The 26,701-nt window shown below is 67.8% G+C and carries 23 protein-coding genes; 13 read left to right on the top strand and 10 right to left on the bottom strand.

From position 1 onward, the window contains the following. Window positions 1-171 precede the first annotated feature (171 nt). The 4 genes from HBK84_RS05665 to HBK84_RS05650 all read left to right on the top strand — a co-directional run bounded on the left by HBK84_RS05665 (window position 172) and on the right by HBK84_RS05650 (window position 3,360). Window positions 172-990 carry a HipA family kinase gene (locus HBK84_RS05665; protein WP_167318403.1) on the top strand — a complete coding sequence of 273 codons (819 nt, stop codon included), beginning with the start codon at window positions 172-174 and terminating at the stop codon, window positions 988-990. 29 nt (window positions 991-1,019) lie between these two features. Beyond that, entirely contained in the window at window positions 1,020-1,871 is an 852-nt protein-coding gene (locus tag HBK84_RS05660) for a DUF3037 domain-containing protein (RefSeq protein ID WP_167318402.1), read from the top strand. 150 nt (window positions 1,872-2,021) lie between these two features. Beyond that, window positions 2,022-2,408 (top strand): ImmA/IrrE family metallo-endopeptidase, encoded by a 387-nt coding sequence (locus HBK84_RS05655; RefSeq protein WP_167318401.1) that lies wholly within the window; start codon window positions 2,022-2,024, stop codon window positions 2,406-2,408. A 355-nt stretch (window positions 2,409-2,763) separates the two neighbouring features. Continuing rightward, window positions 2,764-3,360 carry a DUF2231 domain-containing protein gene (locus HBK84_RS05650; RefSeq protein WP_240919115.1) on the top strand — a complete coding sequence of 199 codons (597 nt, stop codon included), beginning with the start codon at window positions 2,764-2,766 and terminating at the stop codon, window positions 3,358-3,360. Here HBK84_RS05650 and HBK84_RS05645 read toward each other — a convergent pair. Continuing rightward, on the bottom strand, window positions 3,357-6,428 hold the full coding sequence (locus HBK84_RS05645; RefSeq protein WP_167318400.1) for a bifunctional [glutamine synthetase] adenylyltransferase/[glutamine synthetase]-adenylyl-L-tyrosine phosphorylase: 3,072 nt from the start codon (window positions 6,426-6,428) through the stop codon (window positions 3,357-3,359). The genes HBK84_RS05650 and HBK84_RS05645 overlap by 4 nt on opposite strands. 9 nt (window positions 6,429-6,437) lie before the next feature. Next, the gene (locus HBK84_RS05640; RefSeq protein ID WP_035962238.1) at window positions 6,438-7,781 is read right to left on the bottom strand and encodes a glutamine synthetase family protein; all 1,344 of its coding nucleotides are present in this window, start codon (window positions 7,779-7,781) and stop codon (window positions 6,438-6,440) included. Window positions 7,782-8,018: 237 nt separating this feature from the next. Between HBK84_RS05640 and panB the strand changes: the two genes are divergently transcribed. Continuing rightward, window positions 8,019-8,873 (top strand): 3-methyl-2-oxobutanoate hydroxymethyltransferase, encoded by an 855-nt coding sequence (gene panB, locus HBK84_RS05635; RefSeq protein ID WP_085108670.1) that lies wholly within the window; start codon window positions 8,019-8,021, stop codon window positions 8,871-8,873. A 60-nt stretch (window positions 8,874-8,933) separates the two neighbouring features. Here the strand turns inward: panB and HBK84_RS05630 are convergent, their stop codons facing one another. Beyond that, window positions 8,934-9,110, bottom strand: a complete 177-nt coding sequence (locus tag HBK84_RS05630; protein ID WP_144930816.1) for an SPOR domain-containing protein — start codon at window positions 9,108-9,110, stop codon at window positions 8,934-8,936. A gap of 183 nt (window positions 9,111-9,293) precedes the next feature. Between HBK84_RS05630 and map the strand changes: the two genes are divergently transcribed. After that, on the top strand, window positions 9,294-10,190 hold the full coding sequence (gene map / locus HBK84_RS05625) for a type I methionyl aminopeptidase (protein WP_085108672.1): 897 nt from the start codon (window positions 9,294-9,296) through the stop codon (window positions 10,188-10,190). A 72-nt stretch (window positions 10,191-10,262) separates the two neighbouring features. Beyond that, window positions 10,263-11,096 carry a polyphosphate--glucose phosphotransferase gene (gene ppgK / locus HBK84_RS05620; RefSeq protein WP_064847240.1) on the top strand — a complete coding sequence of 278 codons (834 nt, stop codon included), beginning with the start codon at window positions 10,263-10,265 and terminating at the stop codon, window positions 11,094-11,096. A 152-nt stretch (window positions 11,097-11,248) separates the two neighbouring features. On the opposite strand, the gene HBK84_RS05615 is transcribed toward ppgK, so the two are convergent. The 3 genes from HBK84_RS05615 to HBK84_RS05605 form a co-directional block, all read right to left on the bottom strand. Further along, a complete protein-coding gene (locus tag HBK84_RS05615) occupies window positions 11,249-12,004 on the bottom strand; it encodes a Sir2 family NAD-dependent protein deacetylase (RefSeq protein ID WP_370520620.1) in 756 nt (251 codons plus the stop codon). 150 nt (window positions 12,005-12,154) lie between these two features. Further along, complete coding sequence (locus HBK84_RS05610) at window positions 12,155-12,616, bottom strand: redoxin domain-containing protein (protein WP_167318399.1); 462 nt, start codon at window positions 12,614-12,616, stop codon at window positions 12,155-12,157. Window positions 12,617-12,656: 40 nt separating this feature from the next. After that, a complete protein-coding gene (locus HBK84_RS05605) occupies window positions 12,657-13,073 on the bottom strand; it encodes a DUF3052 domain-containing protein (protein WP_144996474.1) in 417 nt (138 codons plus the stop codon). Window positions 13,074-13,438: 365 nt separating this feature from the next. Between HBK84_RS05605 and aceE the strand changes: the two genes are divergently transcribed. From aceE to HBK84_RS05575, 6 genes are all read left to right on the top strand, one after another. Then, window positions 13,439-16,177, top strand: a complete 2,739-nt coding sequence (gene aceE, locus HBK84_RS05600) for a pyruvate dehydrogenase (acetyl-transferring), homodimeric type (RefSeq protein ID WP_167318398.1) — start codon at window positions 13,439-13,441, stop codon at window positions 16,175-16,177. Window positions 16,178-16,433: 256 nt separating this feature from the next. Then, window positions 16,434-17,669: a CdaR family transcriptional regulator gene (locus HBK84_RS05595; protein ID WP_064846116.1), complete on the top strand. Its 1,236-nt coding sequence runs from the start codon at window positions 16,434-16,436 to the stop codon at window positions 17,667-17,669. A 91-nt stretch (window positions 17,670-17,760) separates the two neighbouring features. Further along, window positions 17,761-18,672: an ACP S-malonyltransferase gene (locus tag HBK84_RS05590; RefSeq protein ID WP_167318397.1), complete on the top strand. Its 912-nt coding sequence runs from the start codon at window positions 17,761-17,763 to the stop codon at window positions 18,670-18,672. A gap of 60 nt (window positions 18,673-18,732) precedes the next feature. Continuing rightward, window positions 18,733-19,800 carry a beta-ketoacyl-ACP synthase III gene (locus tag HBK84_RS05585; RefSeq protein WP_064846118.1) on the top strand — a complete coding sequence of 356 codons (1,068 nt, stop codon included), beginning with the start codon at window positions 18,733-18,735 and terminating at the stop codon, window positions 19,798-19,800. Between the two features lie 148 nt (window positions 19,801-19,948). Beyond that, window positions 19,949-20,194: an acyl carrier protein gene (locus HBK84_RS05580; RefSeq protein WP_035964527.1), complete on the top strand. Its 246-nt coding sequence runs from the start codon at window positions 19,949-19,951 to the stop codon at window positions 20,192-20,194. Between the two features lie 123 nt (window positions 20,195-20,317). Further along, complete coding sequence (locus HBK84_RS05575; RefSeq protein ID WP_064846119.1) at window positions 20,318-21,580, top strand: beta-ketoacyl synthase; 1,263 nt, start codon at window positions 20,318-20,320, stop codon at window positions 21,578-21,580. A gap of 232 nt (window positions 21,581-21,812) precedes the next feature. Here HBK84_RS05575 and HBK84_RS05570 read toward each other — a convergent pair whose 3' ends face one another. The 4 genes from HBK84_RS05570 to HBK84_RS05555 form a co-directional block, all read right to left on the bottom strand. After that, window positions 21,813-22,316, bottom strand: a complete 504-nt coding sequence (locus HBK84_RS05570) for a DUF3145 domain-containing protein (RefSeq protein WP_085106278.1) — start codon at window positions 22,314-22,316, stop codon at window positions 21,813-21,815. A 217-nt stretch (window positions 22,317-22,533) separates the two neighbouring features. Continuing rightward, window positions 22,534-23,556 (bottom strand): tyrosine recombinase XerC, encoded by a 1,023-nt coding sequence (locus HBK84_RS05565; RefSeq protein ID WP_085106279.1) that lies wholly within the window; start codon window positions 23,554-23,556, stop codon window positions 22,534-22,536. Continuing rightward, window positions 23,516-24,727, bottom strand: a complete 1,212-nt coding sequence (dprA, locus tag HBK84_RS05560; RefSeq protein ID WP_240919114.1) for a DNA-processing protein DprA — start codon at window positions 24,725-24,727, stop codon at window positions 23,516-23,518. The genes HBK84_RS05565 and dprA overlap by 41 nt, the downstream gene beginning before the upstream one ends. A 164-nt stretch (window positions 24,728-24,891) precedes the next feature. Continuing rightward, a complete protein-coding gene (locus HBK84_RS05555; protein WP_167319142.1) occupies window positions 24,892-26,463 on the bottom strand; it encodes a YifB family Mg chelatase-like AAA ATPase in 1,572 nt (523 codons plus the stop codon). Between the last annotated feature and the right edge of the window lie 238 nt (window positions 26,464-26,701).

Genomic DNA, 26,701 nt, shown 5'->3' with positions numbered 1-26,701 from the left:
ACACCCCCACTGAGGCTCAGAACAAGCCAATCAGGTCCGACGAACTCCCACCGCAACCGTCCCCCGTCTGCTCTGTGAGCACTGAGCTCCATTGACCAGCCGCGAGCGCCGACGGGCGCAGGACGACGCGGCGAAGGGGGTACAGGAGACTTTTGAGTGGGGTGAGGCGTGATGTCTTCCGCCCGCGATGAGTCTTGGTGGCATGGTCGCTTGCAACGCTCGTCAATCGGCCGCGGCTACCCGATCGTATTGACGGTGGCCCACACCACCAGCTCTGGGGCCGATGCCTTTCAAGCGATCCTGAGTTCCGGGGAGGTTTACTGGGTCAAGGCCATGGGGAACAGGCAGGGTGATGTGGCCCTAGTCAACGAGTTCGTTGTGGGGAAGATCGCCGATCATCTGGGTGCCTGCGTTCGGCCTCGTCAGATCGTCATGTTGCCCGATGAACTCTGCCGGGAAAGGTTCAAACCACCCTCTGTGCTGCGCCCCGTTTCAGGGCCTGCCCATGGCAGCCTCCACCTGGAGAATGCGGTGGAAGTCGAAGAGGGCTTTGAGTATCGCGACCGAGACAGCAACACGGAACGTGAAGTCGGTATCTATGCCCTGTGGGACCTGTGCCTGGGCCAGGATGAGCAGTGGTTGTACGACTCAGCAGCTGACTACTCTGTCTGGTCTTTCGACCACAGCCTGTGGTTCGCGGTTCAGGGGGAGGAATGGGACCAACACATGTGCCGCACCCTCGTCGATAGGCCTTGGGGCGTCAACGAAGCGGACTACCCTGTAGATAATCTCAGCGCCTCTACTTTCCATTCCTACGCGGAGAAGCTCCGAGACATCACCCCGGCTGACCTGCTGGCGATACTCGCCGCCGTACCTACCGAATGGGGCAAGTCGGACCGCGATCTAGAGGTCTTGGGATGGATGCTCTACCGTCGGTCCAGAGGCGTTGCGCAACGTCTAGTCGACCTTGCCAGTAGAGCAAGACTATGACACCCGGCGACGCACTGAAGGGGGCAACCATGAGCCGCTACCGTTACTGGCTGCTGCGCTACGTCCCCAATGCTGTCCGGGGCGAGTTTGTGAACGTCGGGGTGATAGTCGGGGCTAACGAGGACTGGTCCATCCGGCTTGCAAGTAATCACCGACACATGAATCGTCTCGGTGGTGATGCAGAACGGATTCAGCCTTGGCTGGACCGTTTTGAGTCCCTCATTGAACAGGGCTCTCCCTCGACGCTTGAAGCGCTCGACGAGTTTCCAGGTCTCCACGGCACCCGATTCGACGATCTCGCAGCCCGCCTCAACAACACCATCCAGATCCACCCAGGCGGACCCGTAGCGACCTCCGACTCCGCACGGGCGGCAGACCTGCTGTTCAACGTGTTCGTAGACGACCCGGAGCCTGAACACCGCAAGCAGAAGCGAACCATCGTTCGTGAGCAAATGACCCGTCGCCTGGAGCAATGGGCACAACGGCACCCCGGCTATGGGGTGCACAAGAAGCCCCGGATTGTCTCAGCCTCATATGAGCAAGACTTCGACCAACTCGTCACGAACGTCCAGATCAACAGCCCCAGCGCAGTGACGTACGCCTGGTCGTTCGACTACGCCAACCCGAAGTCCCTTCGCGACAAGGTCCTGGCCTGGTCTTGGACCGTTCGCAAGATGCGTGAGAACGGCGCACGCGCCTCACTCAATGGAGGCACATCCAAAGACCTTCCCCCGGAGACCCCAGTTCTTGTCCTGTACAAGAACCCCGTCACCCCTCCACAGCGAGAGGTCTTCAGCATTGCCTCCGAATCGTTCCGCGAGCTCGAAGTCGACGCCTACGACACCAACCACGTCGAGTCCCTCCTGAGCGCCATCCCCTGAACACGCAGACGTGGGGGCCACACAAGATGAGGGGCAACCTATGCCATGTACACCTGGACCACTCTTACTGGTCCCCACCTTGAGGGGCCGGCTCGAGAACTACGGACCGGCCCCTTATCCGTGTCCCCGCTCACAACTACATTCGAACGCATGTTTGTTCCCTGGGCCTTCGCCGAAGAACGACACATTGAGGTCAGCCGCATCCCCCTCCGGCCCCTCAGCGGCTACACCGACAGCCGGCGCATCTGGCTGGACCACCGCCTCACCGCCACAGAGGCCCGGTGCGCGCTCACACACGAGCTCATCCACCTCGCGCGCGGCCATGACCGGCACCAGCCGCCCGCCGTCGAGAACCGCGTACGCGCGGACACCGCGCGCCTGCTCGTCCCTTGGGCGGCCATCACCGCCCATGCCGGCTCACAGCTGAACGCCTGGCACCTCGCTCAAAAACTCGGCGTGACGGAACGCGTGCTCGCCGACCGCCTGCAGCACGCGAGCGCGACGGAGATCGCAGAGCTGCGGTGCGCGGCGGGGTAGGTCCGGGGACGTGTTGACCGAGTCAACGGGTGCGGCATCCTGGCCTGTGCCGGGTTGGTGGCGTTCCGCGCCGTTCCGGCGCGTACCGTCACGGGACACGCGCGGGAGGCGTTTTCGACTCCCTCCTGGGGCACCACTCACCAGGCCCGTTCCACCGAGAATCCCGTGGAGCAAAAGCAGCCCAGGGGCGCCCCGGGTTACTTTTGCTCAGTTGAAGCGGGCGGGTCTACTGGAGCAAGCAGCGCCGGGCTGACTGGCCCACTCCACGCAGGACCGGGACACCCCGAGGGGCGGGTGCATTCCCCGCCGCGGGGTGCGAGGATGGCGGGACATCCCACATCTGAGAGGACCGACCATGAATAAGTCCACCCAATCCCCCGCCTCGAATGCCGAGAGCCCCCTGACTCCCCTGATGAAAACGGTCGAGGGCAGCAGCGCCCTGGACCCCTTGGTGAGCTCGGCCGATTCCGTGGCCACCGCGGTGGCCGGGAATCCGACCGTTCGCGACCTCCTGCAGGGCAAGCAGGTGGGCCACGCGCTGCACCCGCTGCTCATCGAGGTGCCCATGGGCACGTGGATGAGCGCGCTCGTGCTCGACCTCATGGGTGGCCGTGACTCCGCCCGCGCCGCGCGGGTGCTCACGGGCGTGGGTGTCCTCTCGGCGGTGCCATCTGCCCTGACCGGATGGGCCGAGTACCACGGGCTGCAGAACCGGGACAAACGTGTGGCCGTGATCCACGCCGGGTCCAACGGCCTGGCCACGGGTCTGCAATTCGCCTCGTGGGTGGCCCGCTGCACCGGACGCCACGGGCTGGGGCGCGTCCTCGCCCTGGGCGGCATGTCCGCCGCCGGCCTGGGCGGTTACCTGGGCGGGCACCTGTCGGTCGCGCGTCAGGTGGGCTCGCGGGACGCGGCCTACGAGGACGGCACGAACGGTCGGGCGCAGAACTAGCGGCCGTAGAACAACCGCTCGAACACCGAGCGGGACTGCCGGGTGATCCGCAGGTAGTCCTCCTCGAGCTGCGCGGCGGAACCGGGTTCGTAGCCGATCCACCGGGCCACGGCCTCGAGGTCCACCCGGCGTGACGGCACGGAATCGGAGGCCCGCCCGGAGCGCAGGACGTTGCCGTTGCGGATGTCCGTGGCAAGTTTCCACGCGTGCTCCAGTACGGCGGCGTCCTCCGGGCCCACGAGGTCGGCGGCCACCGCGGCGTTCAGCGCGGGCAGCGTGGAGGTGGTGCGCAGCTCGGGGACCTCGTGCGCGTGCTGCAGTTGCAGCAACTGCACGAGCCATTCCACGTCCGAGAGCCCGCCCCTGCCCAGCTTCACCTGCCGGGTGGGATCCGCCCCGCGGGGCATCCGCTCGCTCTCCACGCGCGCCTTCATGCGCCGGATGTCCACGAGCTGACGGTCCGTGAATTCGGCCGGGTACCGGAAGCGGTCCACCACACGGAAGAACGCCTGGGCCACGTCCTCGGAACCGGCCATGTACCGGGCGCGGGTCAGGGCCTGGAACTCCCAGGTCTGACCCCAGCGCTCGTAGTACTCGGCGTACGAGGCCACCGACCGCACCATGGTGCCCGAGCGCCCTTCCGGACGCAGGTCGTTGTCGATCTCCAGAACCCGTTCGGCGACCACGGGCGGCGTGCACGGTTGCTTCAGGAGCTTGACCATGCGGTTGAGCACGGTTTCCGCGGCACTGCGCGCTTCCCCGGGGTCCGCGTCCGGGGCGGGTGCGTACGCGTACATCACGTCCGCGTCCGAGCCGAAACCGATCTCGCGCCCGCCCTGGCGCCCCATGGCGATCACGAGCACCTCGGCGGGGACAGCGCCGTCGTGCGCGGCCGCGTACTCGGTGCGGGCAAGGTACAGCGCGGCCATCACGGTGGCCTGGTCCACGTCCGAAAGACCCGTCACTGTGGTCTCCACGCTGGCGACGCCGCTCGTGTCCGCGAGCGCGATGCGCAACTGTTCGCGGCGCCGGATCTGGCGCACGGCCCGGATGGCCTCGCCCGGGTCGTGGTGCCGAGCGACCTGCGCGCGCATCTGTGACACGAGCTCGTCCAGGGACCGGGTGGCCAGCTGCGAGTCGTCGCCCAACCACGCCGTCGCCTCGGGAGAGGTTTCGAGCAGGTCCGAGACGTACCGAGAACTCGAGAGGATGTGACACAACCGCTCGGCCGCGGCGTTGGAATCCCGCAGTAATCGCAAGAACCAGGGTGTGTTGCCCAAGGCCTCGCACACCTTGCGCAGGTTGAGTAGACCGGCGTCCGGGTCCACGCCCTCAGCGAGCCAGTCGAGCAGAACCGGCAGCAGCGTGCGCAGGATCTCGGCTCGCCGGCTCACGCCGCGCGAGAGGGCCTCGATGTGTCGCATCGCGGCCTTGGTGTCCTGGTACCCGAGTGCCGCGAGGCGGTCCCGAGCGGCGTCGGTCGTGAGGGTGGTGTCCGCGGGCGCGTTGGCGAGCGCCGCGAGCATGGGACGGTAGAAGATCCGCTCGTGCATGCTGCGCACGGAGCGCTTGGCCGCGTTCCAGTCGCTCACGAGTTTCTGGGCCGTGGGGTGCGTGCGCTCGGCGGCGCCGTCCACGGACCGGGCGACGACGGCCAGTTCCCGTTCGTCGCGCGGCATTAGGTGCGTCCGCCGCATGCGGAACAACTGGATCCGGTGCTCGAGCAACCGCAGCCATCGGTAGTTGAGTCCGAACTCCTCGGCGTCCGCGCGGCCAATGTAGCCACCCGCGCTCAGCGCCGCGAGGGATTCGGTGGTGGCACGCGTGCGGACGGTCTCATCCGAGCGTCCGTGTACGAGTTGTAGCAACTGCACCGTGAACTCGACATCCCGCAGTCCCCCGGGTCCGAGCTTGATCTGCCGGTCCCGGTCCGCCTCAGGGATGTTCTCCGTGACCCTGCGGCGCATGGCCTGGACGGATTCCACGAAGCCCTCGCGCCCGGCGGATGACCAGATGAACGGCGCGATGGCCGCCTCGTAGCGCCGCCCGAGGTCCTGATCGCCCGCGACGCACCGGGCCTTGAGCAGCGCCTGGAACTCCCAGGACTTGGCCCAGCGCTTGTAATAGCGCACGTGGGAGTCCAGTGTCCGCACGAGCGGCCCGTCCTTGCCCTCGGGCCGTAGGTTCGCGTCCACTTCCCACAACGCCGGCTCGGGACCGGCTGCCATCATGGCCTGCGCGAGGGTGTGGGCCATCTCGGTGGCGATCTCCGTGCTCGTGCTCTCGTCCGGGGTGTCCCCGGCGCCGGAGGCCCGGGTCTCCCCGACGTAGACCACGTCCACGTCCGAGATGTAGTTCAGCTCTCGGGCGCCGCACTTGCCCATGCCGATCACCGCGAGCCGTACCTGCTCCACGAGGGCGGGCTCCCAGCGCTCGGCCGCGTGAGCGCGCGCCACCGCCAGGCCGGCCTCGAGGGCGGCCCCGGCGAGGTCCGCGAGTTGCCGGCCGACGGCGGGCATGTAGGCCACCGGGTCCACGGCCCCGACGTCCCGGACGGCCACGCGCGTGAGCCCGCGGCGATAGGCCACGCGCAACGCCTTGTGCGCGTCTTGTCCCGTGAGCGATGCCACCGGGGTGTCCGCCTGCGGATCGGCGCCCACGGATTCGAGCAGCGCCGCACGGAAGACCTCCGCGCGGTCTGCCCTCGGCTCGTCCACGGGCGGGATGTCCAGCAGGTCCAGGTTCTCGGGGGCGCGCAGCAGGAACTCCCCCAGTGCCTCGGACGCACCCAGCAAGCGGAACATGGTCTCGGACTCTCGGGGGTCCCCGTTGACTCGCCGCGCGACCTCCGGGTGGTTCTCGATGAGCCGCACGATGAGCTGCAGCGCCACGTCCGGCGACGCCGCGTGGGCCAGTCCCGCGAGCAGCGCGGACAGGTCCACGCCGTCCAGTTCCCGGAACCCCAGCCAGCGCCGGGCATTCGTGACGTCCGCGAAACCGATCGAGATCAGTTGCTTGGCCGAGATCTTCTCCGCGCGCTCCTTGGCGGTACCCGGGGTGTCAGTCATGGTCTGCCCCTACAGGATGCCCAGGTTGGTCCGCAGTTCGTAGGGCGAGACCTCCTGGCGGTACTGGTCCCAGTCGCGGCGCTTGTTGCGCAGGAAGTACTCGAAGACCTGCTCGCCCAGCAGCTCCGCCATGAACTCCGATTCCTCGGTCAGCCGGATCGCGTCGTGGAGGCTGCCCGGCAGGGGTTGGTGGCCCACGGCGCGGCGCTCGGCGCTGCTCATGGCGAACACGTCGTCCATCTCCACGGGCGGCAGCTCGTACTCGTTCTCGATCCCCTTGAGCCCCGCCCCCAGCAGCGCGGCGTAGGACAAGTACGGGTTCGTCGCGGAGTCGATCCCCCGGTACTCGATCCGGGAGGACTGCACCTTGTCCGGCTTGTAGAGCGGCACACGCACCAGCGCCGAGCGGTTGTTGTGGCCCCATGACATGTACGACGGCGCTTCGTCACCGGCCCACAGTCGCTTGTAGGAGTTCACGAACTGATTGGTCACGGACGTGAACTCGGGGGCGTGGCGCAGCAGCCCGGCGATGAAGTGCCGCCCGGTCTCGGAGAGCCGGAACTCGGCCCCGGCCTCGTAAAACGCGTTGGTGTCCCCTTCGAACAGGGAGAAGTGCGTGTGCATCCCCGAGCCGGGGTGGCGGGAGAACGGCTTGGGCATGAAGGTCGCGTAGATCCCCTGGGACAGGGCCACCTCGCGCACCACGGTGCGGAACGTCATGATGTTGTCCGCGGTCTGCAGCGCGTCCGCGTAGCGCAGGTCGATCTCGTTCTGACCCGGTCCGGCCTCGTGGTGCGAGAACTCCACGGAGATGCCCACCGATTCGAGCATGTTCACCGCGGTGCGGCGGAAGTCTTGGACCACTCCCCCCGGGACGTGATCGAAGTACCCCTCGTAGTCCACCGGTACGGGTTCGCCGGTGCGCGGGTCCAGCTCGGGCGAGCGCAACAGGTAGAACTCGATCTCGGGAGCGGTGTAGCACGTGAAGCCCATGTCCGAGGCCTTGGCGAGCACGCGGCGCAGAACCCCGCGGGGATCCGCCGCGGAGGGCTCACCGTCCGGGGTCTTCAGGTCGCAGAACATCCGGGAGGTCGGCTCGTCCTCCCCGCGCCACGGCAGCAACTGAAACGTGGAGGGATCCGGTTGCAGGAGCATGTCGGACTCGAAGATCCGCGACAGCCCCTCGATCGAGGAGCCGTCGAACCCGAGGCCCTCCTCGAACGCGGCCTCCACCTCAGCGGGTGCCAGCGCAATGGACTTGAGGGTCCCCACGACGTCCGTGAACCACAACCGGACGAACCGGACGTCCCGGTCCTCGATGGTGCGCAGAACGAATTCTTGCTGACGGTCCATGGGTCCACCTCGGATTCCTGGGGCGTGTGACACAGCGGCTGCGGGCTCACGCGCCGGGGCCATGCCCGGGACGAGCCACGTCACAACTGTATCGGTCGCAGCAGCGTTCCTCGCGCCCGTCTCCCCCATCTGTCCGCTTGCGTGTTCCCGCCCCGGTCCGCACGGAGATCGGGTCGCCGAGTCAGTGCCGCTCCCCGCCCGGAACCCCTGGGCCCGACCGGCCGGTACCCTGACACCATGAGCGAAACGCAACCTTCGTCCGGTTCCCCCGCCGAGAAATCCCTCGCCCAGATCGCCCGCGTGCGGACCCTGCACCTGCAGCGTGCCAAGGACGCCGGGGAGAAGTTCTCCATGCTCACGAGCTACGACACGCTCACCGCGGGGATCTTCGACCGAGCCGGCGTGGACGTCCTGCTCGTGGGTGATTCACTCGGCAACACGGTGCTCGGACACGAGTCCACCCTGCCGGTCACGCTCGAGCACATGATCACGTTCTCCGCCGCGGTCGTGCGCGGCGTACAGCGCAGCCTCGTGGTCGTGGACCTGCCCTTCGGCTCGTACGAGGAGTCCCCGGATCAGGCCGTGCGCAGCGCGGTGCGGATCATGAAGGAGTCCGGCGCGCACGCCGTGAAGATCGAGGCGGGGGAAGCGCTCGCGGAGCACGTGGCCGCCGTGGTGCGCGCTGGGATCCCTGTCATGGGTCACGTCGGATTCACCCCGCAGTCCGAGCACGCGCTGGGCGGGTTCCGGATCCAGGGCCGCGGCGAGGCCGGGGAGCAGCTACTGCGCGACGCCCGTGCCGTGCAGGACGCCGGGTGCTTCGCCGTCGTCCTGGAAATGGTGTCCGCGGACGCCGCGGCACGAGTGGAGGACGAGCTGCGGATCCCCACGGTGGGGATCGGCGCCGGGAATGTGACCACCGGCCAGGTGCTCGTGTGGCAGGACATGCTGGGGTTGCGCACCGGGAAGATGCCGCGCTTCGTCAAGCAGTACGCGCAGCTCGCTCAGGTCGCCGACGACGCCGTGCGCGGCTACGTGGCCGACGTCCGCTCCGGTGCGTTCCCGGCCGAGGAGCACTCCTACCGGGGGTGACGCCCGGGTCGCCCCGAACCAGAATGGGACCGGGCGACGTCGCCGCCCGGCCCTACAGGGTCAGTCACCCTTGAACGCGGCGTCCTCCTCGTCCCAGCGCTTGGTGTTCTCCGCGGCGCGCTCGAGGGCGCGCGAGGCCTCCTCGCGGGTCGCGTAGGGGCCCATGAGCTTGCGGTAGTCGTCCTTGGGGCCTTCCTCGACCTGCTTGGTGTAGAGGTTGTACCAGTACTCGGCCATGATCTTCCTCCCTGTGCGGCGCCGTGCGCCGTACACCCGCCCCGCGGCGGGGTCGCGAACCTTCCCGGCCGAACGGGCCCGGGACTCAAGGATTAGGCTAGTTGCTGAACCAGGTGTTCGGGGCGCCTTGACGCCTCACAGCACGAACACGCCCGCGATCGCCGCAGGAGGCAATGACCCATCGTGACTACGCACAATCTCGCACCAGCACCCGGATCCACCGCACCGCGCGGCGCGCTACGCCCCGGGAACCTTACCCCGCGGCGCCACGTCCCGGGCGGGATCGAACGGCCGGAGTACGTGGGACGCCGGGACGCGAACGAGGGTCACGCCTCCAACGTGTACACCCCCGAAGAGATCGAGCTGGTGCGCGAGGCCGGCCGGATCGCCGCCCGTGCGCTGCAGGCCGCGGGCGCAGAGGCCAAGCCCGGCGTGACCACGGATGAACTGGACCGGATCGCGCACGAGTACATGTGTGATCACGGGGCATACCCCTCGTGCCTCGAGTATCGCGGGTTCCCCAAGTCCATCTGCACGTCACTCAACGAGGTGATCTGTCACGGCATCCCCGATTCCACCGTGCTCGAGGACGGGGACATCATCAACCTGGACGTCACCGCGTACAAGAACGGCATGCACGGGGACACCAATGCCATGTTCCTGGTGGGTGACGTGGACGAGGACTCCCGCCTGCTCGTGGAACGCACGCACGAGGCGATGAACCGCGGGATCAAGGCCGTGCGTCCCGGGCGTGAGATCAACGTGATCGGGCGCGTCATCGAGAAGTACGCCAAGCGTTTCGACTACGGGGTCGTGCGCGACTTCACCGGGCACGGCGTGGGGCGCGAGTTCCACACGGGTCTGATCGTCCCGCACTACGACGCCGCCCCGTCCTACGCCACCGAGATGGTCCCGGGAATGATCTTCACGATCGAACCCATGCTGACCCTCGGTTCCATCACGTGGGATCAGTGGTCCGACGACTGGACCATCACGACCCACGACAAGATGCGCACTGCACAGTTCGAACACACCATGGTCGTGACCGATGACGGCGTGGAGATCCTCACCCTCCCGTAAGATCGAGCGACGGGGCGGGCTGCATCGCGTCCACCTCCGCATAGTTTCCACCGTGAACCGAAGGGACCGTTCATGAGCTCAGGTACTCCGCAGGGTGTCGTATCGCAGTGTGGCATCGGAATCGACATTGGTGGTACCGGCACCAAGGGTGGGATCGTGGATCTCGCCACCGGCCAACTCGTGGGTGAACGGTTCCGCATCCCCACGCCGCAGCCCGCCACGCCGGAAGCCGTGGCCGGCGTCGTCAAGCAGATCGTGGACGAACTGCAGTCCCGCCCCGAGGCCCCGGCCCCGGACAGCCACGTGGGCATCGTTTTCCCCGCCATCATCAAGAACGGGGTGGCGCTGTCCGCGGCGAACGTGGACAAGTCGTGGATCAACACGAACGTGGATGCCCTCATGACCGAGACGCTGGGCCGTGAGGTCGAGGCCCTCAACGACGCCGACGGCGCCGGGCTCGCCGAAGCGCACTACGGCGCGGGCAAGGGCAAGGAAGGCCTGGTCATGGTGATCACCCTGGGCACAGGGATCGGTTCCGCGATGATCCTCAACGGCCAACTGGTCCCCAACGCCGAGCTCGGTCACCTGGAGATCGACGGCTTCGATGCCGAGACCAAGGCCTCGGCCGCCGCCCGGGAACGCGAGCAGCTGCCCTGGAAGAAGTGGGCCAAGAAGCGGCTGCAGCGGTACTTCTCCCACGTGGAGTTCCTGTTCTCCCCGTCCCTGTTCGTGATCGGGGGCGGTGTGTCCAAGAACTCGGAGAAGTTCCTGCCCTACCTCGAACTGCGGACACCGGTAGAGATCGCCGCGCTGCGCAACAACGCCGGCATCGTGGGTGCTGCGCTGTGGGCCCAGCAGTGCCGGGACGCCCAGGCCGCCAAGCCGGTCATCGACCCCGTGAAGTGACGGACGCCCGTCCCGGGCCGTGGAGATCCTCCGCGCTCGGGACGGTACCGACCCGCCCCGGACATGGGTGAGACCCCGAAGGTGACCGCGGCTTCCCCTCCGCGGACCCTCGGGGTCTCGTATTGAGAGTCTAAGTACTCAACGCATTCGGATCAAGCCGTCAGGTGTTCGCCCAGGTCGGCGAGGAATTCCCCCACGGGAGCGTCCACCTTCACGGTGGCCATCGAGTCCCCTCCGGTGACGCCGTGGTTGACGATCACCACGGGGATCCCCTCTCGGTCTGCTTGCCGCACGAACCGGCGTCCGGAGTTCACGGTCAGCGACGATCCCGCCACGAGTAGCGCCTCGGACCGCGCGACCATGCGCCGCGCCAGGGCCACGCGGTGCGACGGCGCGTTCTCCCCGAAGAACACGACATCCGGTTTCAGCACCCCCTGGCACACGGGGCAGTCCCACACACGGAAACCGCCGGTGTGCTCCACGGTGGCGTCCGCGTCCGGGGCGTATTCGATGTCGTCCGCCGAGGCCATGCCGTCGTAGAACCCGGGGTTCAACTCGTCCAGGTAGCGCGAGACCTGTTCCCGGGGGAATCGGGACGAGCACGAGGTGCACAACACCCACGCGTAGGTGCCGTGCAGGTCCACCACGGCCACGGAGCCGGCTTTCTGGTGCAGCCGGTCGATGTTCTGGGTGATGATCCCGTCCACCAGACCGGCGGCCTCGAGCCGGGCCAGCGCCTCGTGGGCGGCGGACGGTTGTGCCCGGGCCACGAAGTGCCAGCCGTACTGGTTGCGGGCCCAGTAGTGCCGGCGACTCGCCACACTGCCCATGAACTCCTGATACGTCATGGGGGAACGAGGTTTGGCGCCCGGGCCGCGGTAGTCGGGGATCCCGGACGGGGTGCTCACCCCCCGCGCCCGTGAGCACCGCGATCTGCTTGCCCCGTAGCACCTCGAGAACGCGCGGCAGACCGTCCCGGGCGTTCAGTGCATGGGGATCGGGGAAGAGGCTCTCGTCCACCGGTGCGCCGTAACCGGCGCGCAGTACTCGCAGGGGCATCAGGACCGGGGCAGGTTCTCGAGGACGCCCCGCAGTCGATCCCATTCCCGGGCCTGGGTGATGTCGGCGGAGCTGACGTCACGGATGATCCCGCGGGCGTCGATGGTGATGGTGTGGCGCTGGGCGCACCCTGCGTCCTCGTCCAGGACACCGTAGCGGCGGGCCACGTCCCCGTGGGGCCAGTGATCGGAGAGCATCTGGAAGTCGTAGGACTCCTGCCGCGCGAACGCGTCCAATGCGAAGTGGCTGTCCGTGGAAATGCACACCACGACGGCGGCGAACTCATCGAACATGTCCGCGTGATCCTGCAGATGGCACAGCTCGTCCGTGCAGATCGGCGAGAACGCGTAGGGGAAGAACACGAGCACGACCGGCGCACCCCGGTAGTCGCCCAGGGAGCGGGACTCGCCGTAACGGTCCTGGAGGGTGAAGTCCGGCGCGGTGGATCCGATGGCACTCATGAGGGCCCTTCCTGCCGCGCGGGAGCGCCGCGGCGCGCGCTCAGAAGTTTCGTTTGGGGGTCAGGCGGGAGACGGACCAGTCCGGGGAGACCCGTGCCGCGCTCGTGACGTGCAGACCGGCGGTCGAGGCCGCTTCCTGGATGTCAGCGGGAGAGACGTGGTCCTGGCGGCCGGCCTTGGGCGTCAGCAACCACACGACACCGCCGTCGTCGAGGGTGGTCTGGACGTCCACGAGCTCGTCCACCAGATCGCCGTCCCCGTCACGCCACCACAGCACGACGGCGTCCACGACCTCTTGCGCGTCCTCGTCGAAGAGCTCCGAGCCGATCGCGTCCTCGATCCGCCCGCGCAGATCCGCGTCGACATCGTCGTCGTAACCGAATTCCTGGACGTAGTCGCCGTCCTTCAGATTCAGTTGCGCCGCAATGCTCTCCTCGGGGGCTTTCGCCTCGCTCACCGTAACTCTCCTTCACTGCTGTCTCGCGCGGGGCCGGACCGTCGGCTCAACGACGCTGCCGGACCTCACCCTCACCGTGACGGGGATGTCAACGGTGCGTAATAAAGACAACACTGGATTGTCCCCGCGTTCAAGCCACACCACGAACCGCGGGGCGAATCGGATGACTTGTGACACGTTCCACACCCGTGGCGGCCCGGCGCAGGCGGTGTGACGCGTGAAACGGTGTGGCCACTGCCGGTGACGCCATCGCGTGTGACACGATGAAAGGACGGCGGCATCGGCCTGTCCGATCACCCGCCGCCTGACACACCGCTCCGACACCGGGGATCCCGTGACACGGAGCTGACGATAGAGAGGTTCTCGTGTCTTCCGACAGCAATCACCACATTTTGAGTGGGTTGACGAATAATCTTCAGGACGCTGATGTTCAGGAGACGCAGGAGTGGATCGAGTCGTTTGACGCGTTGATCCAGGCGCAGGGTACCGCGCGGGCGCAGTACGTGATGCGGGCGTTGTTGCAGCACGCGGGCACGCATTCGGTGGGTGTGCCGATGGTGACGACGTCGGATTATGTGAACACGATCCCGGTGGATCAAGAACCCGAGTTCCCCGGTGATGAGGAGATCGAGCGCCGTTACCGGGCTTTCCTGCGCTGGAACGCGGCGGTGATGGTCCACCGCGCTCAACGCCCGGAAGTCTCCGTTGGCGGGCATATCTCCTCGTACGCGGGGGTGGCGACGTTGTATGAGGTGGGGTTGAACCACTTCTTCCGCGGACCTGGCCATTCCGGGGGCGGGGATCAGGTGTTCTTCCAGGGTCATTCCTCCCCCGGTAACTACGCCCGCGCTTACCTCGAGGGCCGGCTCACGGAGGAGCAGTTGGATGGGTTCCGGCAGGAGAAGACCCACGCCCCCAACGGGTTGCCCTCGTACCCGCATCCGCGGTGTTTACCGGATTTCTGGCAGTTCCCCACCGTGTCGATGGGGATCGGGCCGATGAACGCGATCTACCAGGCCCAGTTCAACCGGTACCTGCACAACCGCGGTATCAAGGACACCTCGGACCAGCACGTGTGGGCGTTTTTGGGCGACGGGGAGATGGATGAACCCGAATCCCGTGGTGTGCTGCAGTTAGCGGCGAATGAGAAGTTGGACAACCTCACCTTCGTGATCAACTGCAACCTGCAACGCTTGGATGGTCCGGTACGCGGGAACGGGAAGATCATCCAGGAGCTGGAAGCGTTCTTCCGCGGTGCGGGGTGGAATGTGATCAAGGTCGTGTGGGGCCGGGAATGGGACGCCCTACTGGAGGCGGATCACACCGGGGAGTTGGTGCGGATCATGAACGAGACCCTGGACGGGGACTACCAGACCTTCAAAGCCGAATCCGGTGGGTTCGTCCGTGACCACTTCTTCGCCCGCTCCGCAGCCACCAAAGAACTGGTGGCCGATTACACGGATGAGCAGATCTGGAACCTCAAGCGCGGCGCCCATGACTACCGCAAGGTGTATGCGGCGTACAAGGCGGCGGTGGAACACACCGGCCAGCCCACGGTGATCCTGGCCCAAGGCGTCAAGGGCTACGGGTTGGGTCCGCACTTCGAGGCCCGTAACGCCACCCACCAGATGAAAAAACTCACCCTCGAAGACCTCAAGGCCTTCCGGGATCACTTACGGATCCCGATCAGTGATGAGCAACTGGACTCGGATCTCTACAACGCCCCCTACTACCACCCCGGACCCGACTCCCCGGAAATCAAGTATTTGTTGGAGCGCCGTCAGGAGTTGGGGGGGTTCCTCCCGGATCGCCCCCACACCCAGCAGGCGCTCACCTTGCCCTCGGACAAAGCCTTCGCTTCGGGGAAGAAGGGCTCGGGCAAACAACTGGCGGCCACGACCATGGCGTTCGTGCGGATCCTCAAAGACCTGATGCGGGAGAAGGACTTCGGGCACCGCATCGTACCCATCGTCCCGGACGAGGCCAGAACGTTTGGGATGGACTCTTTCTTCCCGACCGCGAAGATCTATAACCCCAACGGGCAGAACTACCTCTCCGTGGACCGCGAACTGATGCTCGCGTACAAGGAATCCGCCCAGGGTGTGATCCTGCACCCGGGGATCAACGAGGCCGGGGCCACCGCTGCGTTCACCGCCGCGGGCACCTCCTACGCCACCCACGGTGAAACCATGATCCCGGTGTACATCTTCTACTCCATGTTCGGGTTCCAACGCACCGGGGATGAGTTCTGGGCAGCAGCCGATCAGATGGCCCGCGGGTTCGTGATCGGCGCCACCGCCGGGCGTACCACCCTGACCGGTGAGGGCCTGCAACACGCTGACGGGCACTCCCCGATCCTGGCTTCGACCAACCCCGCGGTGATCCACTACGACCCCGCCTACGGGTACGAGATCGCCCACATCGTCAAACGCGGGATCGAACACATGTACGGGCAGGCGGATGAGGATCACAACGTGATGTACTACCTCACCGTCTACAACGAACCCATCCACCAACCCGCCGAACCCGAAGACGTCGATGTGGACGGGATCCTCAACGGCATCTACCTGCTCAAACCCGCCACCAACGAAGGCCCGCGCGCCCAGTTGCTGGCCTCCGGGGTCGGGGTGCCCTGGGCGTTGGAAGCCCAACGGATCCTCGCCGAGGAATGGTCGGTCTCCGCCGACGTGTGGTCGGTGACCTCGTGGACGAACCTACGCCGGGATGCTCACGCCGCCGAACATGAGGCGTTCCTCAACCCCGGTGAAGGAGCCCGCACCCCCTACATCACCCAAGCACTAGCAGGGGCAACGGGACCGGTGATCGCTACCAGTGATTACACCTCGGCCCTACCGGACTCCGTGCGTCAGTACGTGCCCAACGACTGGGCCTCGTTGGGCGCTGACGGATTCGGGTTCGCTGACACCCGCGCCGGAGCACGCCGGTACTTCACCATCGATGCGCACTCAATGGTCGTACGCACCCTGGAAATGCTGGCCAAACGCGGAGAGATCGACTGGTCCGCCCCCGCAGAAGCCATCACCCGCTACGACCTCACCAACCCCGCCGCCGGCACCAGCGGTAACACCGGAGGCGACGCCTAACCCACCAACCCACCACCACGGCGCCCCCACACCACCCACCCACCCACACACGGACGGGACAGTGCGGGGGCGCCGTCGTACCATGCACACGCGTTAAACCTCGAAGACCGAACCCACGGCGGGCTCGCCCTGACCCGTATTCGCGGACGCGCGCACCCCGCCTGCAACTCGACGCGGGGCACCCGCCCCGGCGTGCGGCGTCGTCGTCCGGGGACATCCCCCCGGACGGGCGAACGGCATGGACTACCCTCGACTCATGCCCTCCGACACCTCCGGCTCCGCCGCCCGCAAAGCACGCTCCACGCGCCGGGTGACCTGGCCGCTCCGCAGTCGGCAACAGGGCACACCGCACCCCAAGACGCTGGACAACCTCACGGCCAATCTAGGGCAGGTCTCGACCGTGGCAGTGCAGCGGTTGAGCACGTCCCTGCCGTGGTTCTCCCAGCTGCGCGCGGACGAACGCTCGGAACTCGGGCTGCTCGCCCAGCGCGGTATCGCGTCCTTCGTGCGGTGGTACGAGAACCCGCAGGAACCCGTGTGGGTGCTGACGGAGATCTTCAAGCAGGCCCCCACGGAACTGACCCGCTCCATCACGCTGCAGAACGCACTGCAGGTGCTGCGCATCGTCGTGGACGTGGTCGAGGAGAAGGTCCCCGAGCTCGCCCAGCACAACGACGAGGTGGCGCTGCGCGAGGCCGTGCTGCGCTTCTCGCGCGAGGTCGCCTTCGCCGCCGCGGACGTCTATGCCAAGGCCGCCGAGAACCGAGGCTCGTGGGATGCGAGGCTGGAATCGCTCGTGGTGGACGGGATCCTGCGCGGCGACCACTCCGACTCCATGCGCTCCAGGGTCTCCGCGCTCGGCTGGACCGACCAGGGTGACGTCACGGTCATGGTGGGCCCCGCGCCCGCCACCACCGGACCCGCCGGTGTGGAACGCATCCGGCGCGCGGCCGGCCGCCATGCCACGGAATGCCTCGTGGCCATCCAGACCGACCGGCTCGTACTCGTGCTCGGCGGGCTCCGAGACCGCATGCGTTCCCTGACCAAGCTCGCGGCGGTGTTCGGTGAGGGGCCGGTGGTCCACGGGCCCGCGGTGTCCTCCGTGTTCGAGGTCAAGGAATCGGCGGATCGCGCCCAGGCAGGATTGCGCGCCGCCGCGGCCTGGCCCCAGGCACCGCATCCCGTCTACTCCGAGGACCTGTGGCCCGAACGCGCCATCAGCGGGGACCCGCTCGCGCTGCGCTCCATGGTGGAGGCCGTGTGGGAACCGCTCTCGGCGTCCTCCACCGGACTCGTGGACACCCTCACCACCTACCTGTGCGTGGGGCACTCGCTCGAGGCCACCGCGCGCGAGCTGTTCGTCCACGCCAACACCGTGCGCTACCGGTTGCGCCGCGTCAGCGACATCACCGGGTGGGACCCCCTGCTGCCCCGGGACGCGTTCGTGCTGCACTGCGCCGTGCTCGCGGGCCGGCTGAACAGTCAGCCATGACATGGTCTTGTAGACCTCCCACAAAGCTCGTCCCCCAGGTTGGTGACACCGACCAGTCCGTGGCGCGGTCCACTCTTGGTGGAATGAACGGGTGATTGCAGTTGTCTGCCCCGGTCAGGGGTCCCAGAAGCCAGGTTTCCTCACCGAGTGGTTGTCCGTTCCCGGAGTGTCCGACCACCTGAGCGAGCTGTCCGACGCCGCCGGGCTAGATCTCACGCACTACGGCACCCAGGCGGACGAGGAGACCATCAAGGACACCGCGGTGGCCCAGCCCCTCATCGTGGCCGCGGGTCTCGTGGCCGGGCGGCTGCTCGCGCCGAGCTTGGAGGACCGCTCCGACGTCGTCTTCGCGGGGCACTCCGTCGGTGAGATCACCGCCGCCGCGCTGTCCGGCGTGCTGAGCGAGGCGGACGCCATGCAGTTCGTGCGCGTGCGCGCCACGGAAATGGCCCGCGCAGCCGCCGTCTCCCCCACGGGGATGGCCGCGGTGCTGGGCGGTAAGCCAGACGACGTCGCTCAGGCCATCGCCGCCGTCGGCGCCACCGCCGCGAACGCGAACGGCGGTGGCCAGGTGGTCGCCGCCGGGACGATCGAGCAGCTCGACGCCCTCGCGGAGAACCCTCCGGCGCGGGCAAAGGTCATCAAGCTCAAGGTCGCTGGCGCGTTCCATACCGAGCACATGGCGCCCGCGCTGGAGCCGCTGCGTGAGCTCGTGCCGCAGCTGTCCCCGAACGATCCGAAGCACCCCCTGCTGAGCAATTTCGATGGTGCCCGGGTCGACGGCGGTGCAGCGGCCGTGGACTCGCTCGTGGAGCAGGTCTGCCGCCCGGTGCGGTGGGACGCGTGCATGGAGACCCTGGCCGAGCTGCAGGTCGAGCACATCGTGGAACTGCCGCCGGCCGGGACCCTCGTGGGTCTGGCCAAGCGCGGGCTCAAGGGCGTGCCCGCAACCGCCGTCAACACACCGGAGGGCCTGGAGACGGTGCGGAGTATTCTGAGCTGACAAGTGTGCGCACGCACCCGGACAACTCGTGAACTGCACCAGGTAAGGAGTCGGCCTCCCGTGGCGACCATCAAACAGAACACCCCCAACGCCCACACACGCATCCTGGGTATCGGCGCCTACCGCCCGTCCGAGATCGTGACCAATGACGACGTCTGTCAGTGGATCGAATCCTCCGACGAGTGGATCGTCAAGCGCACGGGCATCCACACCCGCCACCGTGCCCCGGCGGACGTCACCGTCCTGGAGATGGCCGAGCACTCGGCCCGCGAGGCACTCGAGAGCGCCGGTCTCACGGGTGAGCAGCTGGACACCATCATCGTGTCCACCGTGTCCTTCCCGTACCTCACCCCGTCCCTCGCCGCCCAGCTCGCGGACCGCCTGGGGGCCACACCTGCGGCGGCCTACGACATCTCCGCGGCGTGCGCGGGCTACTGCTACGGCATCGCCCAGGCGGACGCGCTCGTGCGCTCCGGGGATTCCACCAACGTACTGGTGATCGGCGTGGAAAAGCTCTCCGACGTCATCGACAACACCGAGCGTTCCATCTCCTTCCTGCTCGGCGACGGCGCCGGCGCCGTGGTCATCGGCCCGTCCGACGTCCCGGGGATCGGCCCGTCCGTGTGGGGTTCGGACGGATCCAAGTGGGATGCGATCCGTATGACCCACCCGCTCACCGACATCCGCACGGTCGAGAAGGGTGGCGAGCGGACCTTCGCCAAGGACCTCGCGGACCCGGAGACCGGTGAGATGCGCCCGGACGCCACCATGTGGCCCACCCTGCGCCAGGACGGACCCACGGTCTTCCGGTGGGCCTCGTGGGAGGGAGCCCGCGTGGCCAAGGAAGCCCTCGAGGCCTCCGGGCTCGAGCCCGAGGACCTCGCAGCATTCGTGCCCCATCAGGCGAACATGCGCATCATCGATCAGATGGCCAAGGTGCTCAAGCTGCCCGACTCCGTGATCATCGCCCGGGACATCGCAGAGGCCGGTAACACCTCCGCGGCGTCCATCCCGCTGGCCACCCACCGCTTGCTCGCGGAGCACCCGGAACTGTCCGGCAAGCCCTCCCTGCAGATCGGTTTCGGGGCGGGTCTCGTGTACGGCGCCCAAGTGGTGCTGCTGCCCTGATCCCACCCGTGGCGTGCCGTAGGGTTAGACCGCACACCTCTTGTCCACGGACCGTTCGAGCACTCGGGCGGTCCGCACGGTAGTTCTCCCGAACCCCGTGCTCACCCAGTAAGGTCGCGCACCGCGACTGTAAGGAAAGGAAGCCGATATGGCGAGCAAAGACGAAATCCTGGCCGGCCTGGCAGAAATCGTGAACGAAGAGACCGGCCTCGAGACCGACGCCGTGCAGCTCGACAAGTCCTTCACCGAGGATCTGGACATCGACTCCATCTCCATGATGACCATCGTGGTCAACGCCGAGGAGAAGTTCGACGTCACCATCCCGGACGAAGAGGTCAAGAACCTGAAGACCGTCGAGGACGCCGTCAACTTCATCGACAACGCCCAGGACTGATCCCCGGGTGTCAGGTGGCGTGCCCTCCAGCGTGAGCGGGGCACGCCACCTCACGTCACACCAGGCGGCCGACCGAGCAAGCCCTGGAACATCTGCGACCCCGGACACGAGGAAGTGCACAACATGTCCCGCAAAGTAGTCGTCACCGGCCTGGGTGCCATCACTCCCATCGGTGAGAACGTCCAGGAGACCTGGCAGAACGCCCTCAAGGGTGTCTCCGGTGTCCACGCTCTGGAACAGGAGTGGGTGGAGAAGTACGACCTCCCTGTGCGCATCGGCGCCACCTCCCCCAAGCCGTCTGAGGATGCCGTGTCCCGGGTGCAGGCCAAGCGTCTGGACCCCTCCGGTCAGCTGTCCGTGGCAGCGGCTCGTGAGGCGTGGACGGACGCCGGTTTCTCCGGCGCCGACGCCGACTCGAGCGACGAGTTGGACCCCACCCGCGTGGGCGTGGCGTTCGGTACCGGTATCGGCGGTGTGTGGACCCTCCTGGATGCGTGGGACACCCTGCTCGCCAAGGGGCCCCGCCGCGTCAAGCCCATGACCGTGCCCATGCTCATGCCCAACGGCAATGCGTCCTCGGTGAGCATGGAGTTCAAGGCCCGCGCGTGCGCGATCACCCCGGTCTCCGCGTGTGCATCCGGCACCGAGGCGTTCTTCCAGGGTCTGAATCTGATCCGCTCGGGCAAGGCGGACGTGGTGATCGTGGGCGGCGCCGAGAGTGCGATCCACCCCATGACCATTGCCGCGTTCAACTCCATGCAGGCCCTGTCCCGGCGCAACGACGATCCGCAGCGCGCCTCCCGCCCGTTCGACGTGGACCGCGACGGGTTCGTCATGGGTGAGGGAGCCGGTGCCGTGGTGCTCGAGTCCGAGGAGCACGCGAAGGCCCGCGGCGCGCGGATCTACGCCGAACTGGCGGGTGCGGGTCTCAGTGCCGACGCCCACCACATCACCGCTCCCGCCACCGGGGATGAGGGCGGACCCGCCCGCGCGCTGCGTGAGGCCATGGAGTCCGGGGACATCGCCCCCTCGGACATCAAGCACGTCAACGCGCACGCGACCTCCACCCCCGTGGGCGACATCCCCGAGGCCGGCGCACTGCGCTGCGCATTCGGGTCCGCCGTGGACGACATGGCCGTGTCCGCGACCAAGTCCATGATGGGTCACCTGCTCGGTGGTTCCGGAGCCGTTGAGGGTGTACTCACCGTCCTGGCCCTATCCGAGCGCAAGGCCCCGTGCACCATCAACCTGGAGAACCAGGACCCCCGGATCGATCTGGACGTGGTGACCACCGCCCGGAATCTCCCCGGTGGGGACATGGTCGCGATCTCCAACTCGTTCGGTTTCGGCGGGCACAACTCGGTGGCGGCGTTCCGCTCCCTGTAGCGGGCGCCCACCCCAGCGACGAACCCCGGTGGCCCACCCTGTGGAGGTGGGACACCGGGGTTCGTTCGTGCTCCGCAACGGATTCGGAGCGAGAGTTCTGAGGTCGGAAACTTGTAGGTACGGGTGGCACCCATCGGGGGTCCCCGGGTAGGTCACCCACCACGTCACGCCGCATCGGTAACGCCTCTCCGGGGCGAGCCGTGTCATCCGGCGGGTGGCTATCTGGCGGGGGTCATCCGACGCGATGCAGCCACCGCACGGGTGCGCCCTCGGCGGCGTGACGGAACGGTTCCAGCTCCTCGTCCCAGGCCTCCCCCAGTGCCAGGGAGAGCTCCGCGACCACGGCGGAGGGGTCCCCACCGGAGGCCTCGAACGCGAACCGGATCCGGTCCTCGCTCACGCAGATGTTCCCGGCGACGTCCGTGGTCGCGTGGAAGATCCCCAGATCCGGCGTGAAGGACCACCGGGAGCCGTCGTTACCGCGGCTCGCGTTCTCGGTCACCTCGAACCTCACCCGCCCCAGGGTCCGGAGCGCGGAGGCGAGCAGCGCCCCCGTGCCTGCGCGGCCGGACCACTCGAGTTCGGTGCGCACGCAACCGGGCTCGGCGTTCTGCGGTGTCCACTGTAGATCCGTGCGCTGTCGCGAGACGGATTCCAGAGCCCACTGGATGTGGGGGCACAGCGCCTGCGGCGCGGAGTGCACGTACAGCACACCCCGCGTGGTGGGTGAAGACATAGCCTGTTCCTCCGTTGTGTAGGTACGTCTTCCCCAACGTCCTGCTCGGAGGCCCCGGCCTATGTGTTTCGGCGCCCGTATGAAGTTGTCCGGTCGGTGTTCGGCGGCCGGATGTACACACCCTCGCGGATTCGAGGCCGCGGGGGTGGCTCATTCCGTTTCATTGTCCCGCAGGGCTACTCACCGGTCAACCCGAATCACTGCTCGCGCTGAAATGTCAAGCTCGCGGATGCGCTTGGGAGTAGGCACGTTTGAGCCGTTCCACGGACACATGGGTGTAGATCTGGGTGGTGGCCACGCTCGCGTGCCCCAGCACTTCCTGCACGGTGCGCAGGTCCGCTCCCCCGTCCAGCAAGTGGGTCGCAGCGCTGTGCCGCAGGCTGTGCGGCCCACGGGCGGTGGTCTCCGGAATGGTCTCCAACGCACGGGCCACGACCCTGCGGGCCACCCGGGCGTCGATCCGGGCACCGCGGGCCCCGACGAAGACGGCGTCACCCGCTTCGGGTGCCGCGAGCTCCGCGCGCCGATGTCCCCACAGGGCCAGCGCCTCCCCCGCGCTCTCCCCGTACGGGACCCGGCGTTGTTTGTTCCCCTTGCCCGTGACCGTGAGGACGTGGTTCACGGCGTCCACGTGGGACCCGTCGAGGGACACGAGCTCGCTGATCCGAGCGCCCGTGGCGTAGAGCAGTTCGAGCAGTGCCCAGTCGCGCGCCGCGAGCGCTGCCGCGTGAGCGTCGTCGTGCCCACCGAGGGCGACGTCCCCGAGGTCGTCGAGCATGTCGTTGAGTGCCGTGGCGCCCACGACGTCCGGGAGGTGCTTGGCGGGGCGCGGCCCGCGCAACCCCGCGGCCGGGTCGTGACGCAGCCCCTGGGTGTCCACGGCCCAGCGGAAGAACGTGTGCACGGCCGCGATCCCCCGGGACAGGGAACTGCGGGCGAGTCCTCGGTGGTGGCGCTGGGCGAGCCAGCCGCGCAGGGTGTCCCGGTCCAGCAGGTCCATGGCGTCGATCCCGTGGTCCCGCATCCAGTGCGAGAGGTCCGAGACGTCGTTGACGTAGGAGCGCACGGTGTGGTCGCTGCGGGACCGCTCAAGGCTCAGATACGCCCGGAACTGCGGGAGGTAGGCCTCGAGCGGCCCGGGCGGGGTATCCTTCGCGCCTGCTGCCGGTGTCCCCTGCGCGCCCGACGACGCCGCGTGCTCAGGTTCCCGTTCGACCGTCCGGTCTTTTACTGCGCCCATGCGGCGAGCCTACCCGCCGCCATCCGAGCAGCGAGTCCGCGGCCAGTCCGGCGTCACGGAGCCTTACGAGACCCGTGAGCACCTCCCCCGGGCTCAACCCGGACACCGCGCACAAATGGGACGGGTCCGCGTCGGTGCGCAGGGGCAGCGCGTCGAACAAGCGTAACAACGTGGGATCCAGGCCGTCCTCGGGGCGCTCGTCACGGGTACTCGCCGCCCGGTGTGCATCCTGGGCCACGGCATTGCCCAGGGGCTCCACGAGTTCCAGGAGCTCGGCAGCATTGCTCACGAGCACCGCGTGATCGTCGCGGATGAGGCGATGGCAGCCCGCCGATCCTCCCACGAGCACGTCCCCCGGGACCGCGGCGACCTCCCGCGAGAGCCCCGCTGCGTGGCGTGCGGTGTTGAGCGATCCGGAACGCCACGCCGCCTCCGTGACCACCGTGGCTCGCGTGAGAGCCGCGATGATGCGGTTGCGCTGCAGGAACCGGTAGCGCGCGGGAGCACAGCCCAGGGGGACCTCACTCAGCACCACTGAACGCTGCGTGATGTGATGCAGCAGGTCCGCGTTGCCCGCCGGGTAGAACCGATCCACACCGCACGCCAGAACGGCGATCGTGGCCCCGTCCCCGGTGCCTGCTTCAAGGGCGGCCGTGTGCGCCACGGCGTCGATCCCGTACGCGCCGCCCGAGACCACACACCAGTGGGCAGCGGCCAGTTCATGGGCCATCTGTCGGGTCACCGCGGCCCCGTAACCGCTCGCGTTGCGTGCGCCCACCACGGCCACACTGCGATCCAGCCGGGACAGCGCCTCGCGATGACCCCGGCCCCACAGGACCAGCGGGCGCTGCAGGCCCAGGTCGTCGAGCTGCGCGGGCCACTCCGGATCCTCCGGGATGAGTGTCCACGCACCGATCTGTTCGGCGTGCCGGGCATCCACGCGGGGTTCCGGGACGGGCAGCCGCGAGCGCCAGGCCGCGAACCGTTTGAGGAGATTCGGGACCGACGAGTCCGGCGCCAGCTCCTCGGCGGCCTTGCGATAAACGGAACACAGAGCGGGACTGGGGGCCTGCAATTCCACGATGCTGCGCCACAACAGTTCAGGGCCTAGGGCTGCCAGCAGGATCAAGCCCGCGGTGTCGCCGGGTTCGATGATGCGCGATAAGCGCATGCGGCACGCCCGGACGGCGTGGTATGGATCGCCAGGGGTGCCGACCCCGGCAGTGTCCCCCGCGGTTGCCCCTAGATCCGTCATATTGCCGCGGCGGTCCGACCCGGCTGGGTGGTGCTCTGTCGAGCTGTCGTAGCTTTCAGACCCGGCGGGGTGGTGTTCCGTCATGTCGTCACCGTCGTCTTGAAGTAGAGGGCCAACTGCACGTGCTCGGGGCTGGGAACCGTGGCCCCGACCAGATCCGCCAGGGTCCAGGCAACACGCAACACCTTCACGAATCCACGGGCCGTCAGGGTCTTGTTGTCCATGGCGGCCTTGAGCGGTAGCACGGATCGAGTGCCCGGTGACAGGGTGCGATGCAACAGTGAACCCGGAACCGCGCTGTTCAGTCGGCACCCCCAGCGGCGCAGCCGCTCCTCCTGGGCGGCCCGGGCGGTCGCAACCCGCTCCGCGACGGCTGCGCTGTCCTCGGGGGTCCGGCCGTGGCCCCCGCTGAGCTCGTGATAGGTCACAGCGGGGACCCGCAATTGCAGATCCACACGGTCGAGCAGGGGCCCAGACAGTTTGCCGAAATACCTGCGGCGCTGCACCGCCGTGCATGTGCATGCCTGGTCCGTGCCGCCCGCGTTGCCGCACGCACACGGATTCGCCGCCAGGACCAATTGGAAATGTGCGGGATAGTGGGCCACGGATTGTGCCCGGGCGATCGTGACCGTTCCCGATTCGAGCGGTTGCCGCAGGGCGTCCAGCACCCGGCGGTCGAACTCAGGGGCCTCGTCCAGGAACAATACGCCCCGGTGCGCCAGGGAAATGGCCCCGGGCCGTGGCATCCCGCTGCCTCCGCCACACAGCGCGGGCATGGTGATGCTGTGGTGTGGGGCCTGGAACGGGGGCCGCCGTATGAGGGACGAACACACGTCGTCGCCTCGCAGCGAATGCACGGACGTGACCTCCAGGGAGTCATCGTCCGCGAGGTCCGGCAGGATCCCCGGCAACCGTTCCGCGAGCATCGTCTTGCCCGCTCCCGGTGGACCCACCATCAGGAGATGATGTCCACCGGCGGCGGCGATCTCGAGCGCTTGACGCCCTTCGACCTGCCCCACCACGTCCCGCAGGTCTGGCACGGCCGTTCCCTCCGGCTCCTGCGGGTTCCCGCCCTCCGGCGCGCTTTCGGCCCGTGACGACGTCGCACGGGCCAGCAACGTAGGATCCGCTCCGTGGGCGACGAGCAGCTGCGACAGGTGGGCGGCGGAACTCACGTCCGCGCCGGCCACCAGCTCGGCCTCCGCCCGATTGGCTTCGGCGACGACCACTCGGGGATACCCCGCCCGCACCGCTGCCAACACGGCGGGCAGGACACCGCGCACCGGACGCAGGGAACCGTCCAGACCGAGCTCGGCGTAGAACACCGTGTCCGGCGGCACCCGCACCACACCCTGGGCGCTGAGCACCGCCATCACGACCGCGACGTCGAAGTGCGACCCCCGCTTGGGGAGCGTGGCCGGGGAGAGGTTCACCGTGATCTTGCGCGGTGCGAGGGCGGCCCCGGCATGGCGCGCGGCCGAACGGATCCGCTCCTTGGACTCGTTCACCGCTTGATCGGGCAGGCCGATAATCGTGAACGCCGGCAGTGATTGGCCGATGTCCGCCTCAACCTCCACCAGGTGCCCCGCCAACCCGACCAGCGCCACACTGCGGCTGCGCGCGAACCCGTTCACGAGCCACGTCCGGACCATGGGTTGGCGCTGCACGTCACCGAATCTCGAATCATGGGTCCAGCGTTCCCGCCCGGGCCGCCGGGCCCTAGCACAGCCCAGCAGTGTGCAGCCCAGATGCCGCGGCCCGAATGCGGAAATGAACTGGCCAGACGGGCGAGGCACGACCCGAGAGACCCGGTGGAACACGATCACCCGCGGAGGCCCCTAACAGCGCCGGCACGGCGGACCCGTGACCCGGCCGGGCGCAGCAGACTAC

The sequence above is a fragment of the Kocuria sp. KD4 genome, assembly GCF_011769905.1.
In the GTDB taxonomy this organism is placed as follows: domain Bacteria; phylum Actinomycetota; class Actinomycetes; order Actinomycetales; family Micrococcaceae; genus Kocuria; species Kocuria marina.
The sequence above is the reverse complement of the archived record's forward strand: the minus strand, read 5'-3'. Positions and strand labels throughout refer to the sequence as shown.